Raw genomic sequence first — 2,365 nt, 5'->3', positions numbered from 1 at the left:
CGGTCACGCCCATCTCGCCGGCGCCCTCCTGTGCGAGGGCCGGCTGCGCGGCGGCGATCATGGCGGTGGAAGTTGCTGCGGCGATAAACGCCCTGGTTGCTCGTTTCATAGCATCAGTTGTAGCACTTTTCTGTGCGCGCGCTGCCTTGAAACCCCGAAACCTTATTAGACGTTGAAAACACCCCGCTGGTTCCCTTGTCGGCCGAAAGTGGAATCCTTCTCACAAACCATTGAACCCGCAGGTCAAGCAGGTTTATGCTGTGTGGCATGACGCTTCTCGACGACCTGATCACCCTCGACAGCCGCGGCATCGACCTTGTTGCCGCGGCCGCGTCGTCAAGCGCCGAGACCCTGATCTCCCGCGGCATGGACCCCGACCGCGCCGCCCAACTTGCCACCGCCGCCGAGGTCTTCTTCGCCCCGGTGCGCAACCGCAGGGCGCAGACCGCCTGCGTCGACGCCGCACGCAGCACCGGCCACCGGATCGACACCCTCGCCTTTATCGCCCGCTCGTCTCGCAGCCTGACCAAGGATGCGGATCGCTGGAAATACCGCCGCGCCCTGTGCGAGACCAACGGCGATTTGCGCACCATCATGCGCGAGGCGAAGAAACTGAAAAAGAAACTCGCCCCACCTACTCCGCGGGCGCCGAAAGCAAGCATCACCTACCACGACAAGGGCCTGTCCACCCTGCACGTGACGGGGCGCACCAGCGACGTGCTCGCCGCCTACCACGCAGCACGCCTTGACCCGGCAGCCTGGCTGACCGGTAATACCACCACCCGTGCTGCCGCACCGCAGGTCACCACGGTGCTCAACATGGACATCGGCGAGTTCGCCACCTGGCGCACCCACCCCGACAACGCCGCCGAGATCCAGGTGCAGCTGACCAACGGCGAGTGGCTTGACGGTGCCGAGTTGGTCAACCGGAAGCTCAACAAGGCGGGCTATATCGCGTTGATCTCGCCGACTGACGGGCCGGTCAACCTGTATGCGACCACGCTGGCTGGGGATGACCCGGCCAACCCGAGGCGGGCGACCCGGGAGCTGCGGCTGTTGATGAGTGCGGACGGGCCGACGTGCGCCTGGGCGGATTGCCACCAGCCGGCGGATGTCTCCGAGGCGCATCATCTCACTGAGTGGGCGAGCGGGGGTGGGACGGAGATTGGGAACCTGTGTTGGTTATGTACGTATCATAATCGGCAAAACGGCAGGCCCTCCCGCGGCCGGATGCACCGGCACCGCGGGCGCGTCACCTGGCAGAGCCCGAGTGGGTATCGAATACCCGGCGGGGTCGACCACGCCGACCCCGACAGACGCGCACAACGCCTCGCCCACACCCCAGCAACCACGTAGCGCCAGTCACCCCTGGCGCCTATTGGGGTGTCTGGGTGTCGTCGTCAAGCTCGGTGCTGCGCCACGCCAGCCAGCGGCGAGCGAGCCACCACTCGGCGAGCGCGAGCGCGCCGGCGAGCAGGCCGGGCCAGATCGCGGGCTGGTCGCGGAACACGTTGACCAGCCCCTGCACGAGGGCGAGGAGGGCGAAGAAGCCGACGAACCCGACGATCGCCTGCCACATCAGGTCTGTGCGCTGGTCCATGCTAACCCTTCACGCCGCCGGCGGTGAGGCCTGCGACGATGCGCCGCTGGAAGATCAGCACCATGATGATCAGCGGCACGGTCACCAGCGACCCCGCCGCCATGATCGCCGCGTACGGGTACTCGAACGCGCTCGGCCCGGAGAAGCGCGCGATCGCCACCGTCACCGGCTCCGTCGAGGTGTTGGACAGCTGCCTGGCCAGCATAAACTCGTTCCACGTCGTGATGAACGCGATGATGGCGGTGGTGAAGATCGCGGGCGCGGCCAGTGGCAGCAGCACGAGGCGGAAGGCCTGGCCGCGCGTTGCGCCGTCGACGCGCGCCGCCTCCTCGAGCTCCCAGGGCAGCTGCTGGAAGAACGAGATGAGCGTGTACACGGTCAGCGGCAGCGCGAACGAGATGTTCGGGATGATCATCGCGCGGTAGGTGCCGATCCACCCGAGGTCGCCAAACAGCTGGAACAGCGGCGTGACCAGTGCGATGCCGGGGAACATCGACGCGGCGAGGATGATGCCGGTGACGATGCCCTTGCCGGGGAAGTCGAGGCGCGCGAGCGCGTACGCGGTGAACACGCCGACGAGCACGGCAAGCGCGGTGGTGGTTAGCGAGATGAGCAGCGAGTTGCCGATCGCCCCGAGGAAGTCGTTGCCCTTGTCGGTGGCGAGCGCGTCGCGGAAGTTGTCCAGCGTCACGTGCGTCGGCCACGGGGTGGTGTCGAAGGTGTGCGCTTGGTCGCGCAGCGCGGTCACGAGCATCCAGTAGAAGG

At 66.8% G+C, this 2,365-nt stretch carries 3 protein-coding genes; 1 reads left to right on the top strand and 2 read right to left on the bottom strand.

Translation table 11 applies throughout. The features are described from left to right. The first annotated feature begins 267 nt into the window (after nt 1–267). Nucleotides 268–1,356, top strand: coding sequence for an HNH endonuclease signature motif containing protein (locus EAW56_RS11725; protein ID WP_147453316.1), 1,089 nt, complete (start codon nt 268–270; stop codon nt 1,354–1,356). Nucleotides 1,357–1,375: 19 nt separating this feature from the next. Here EAW56_RS11725 and EAW56_RS11720 read toward each other — a convergent pair whose 3' ends face one another. Then, a complete protein-coding gene (locus EAW56_RS11720; protein WP_095546077.1) occupies nt 1,376–1,600 on the bottom strand; it encodes a hypothetical protein in 225 nt (74 codons plus the stop codon). Between the two features lies 1 nt (nt 1,601). Then, on the bottom strand, nt 1,602–2,365 hold a 764-nt coding region (locus EAW56_RS11715), incomplete at its 5' end, for a carbohydrate ABC transporter permease (protein WP_147453315.1).

This window comes from Corynebacterium gottingense (assembly GCF_003693265.1).
In the GTDB taxonomy this organism is placed as follows: domain Bacteria; phylum Actinomycetota; class Actinomycetes; order Mycobacteriales; family Mycobacteriaceae; genus Corynebacterium; species Corynebacterium gottingense.
The sequence above is the reverse complement of the archived record's forward strand: the minus strand, read 5'-3'. Positions and strand labels throughout refer to the sequence as shown.

Excerpts from the sequence above, each read along its gene's own strand:
- EAW56_RS11725 (WP_147453316.1), top strand. The coding sequence starts at position 268 with ATGACGCTTCTCGACGACCTGATCACCCTCGACAGCCGCGGCATCGAC.
- EAW56_RS11720 (WP_095546077.1), bottom strand. The coding sequence starts at position 1,600 with ATGGACCAGCGCACAGACCTGATGTGGCAGGCGATCGTCGGGTTCGTC.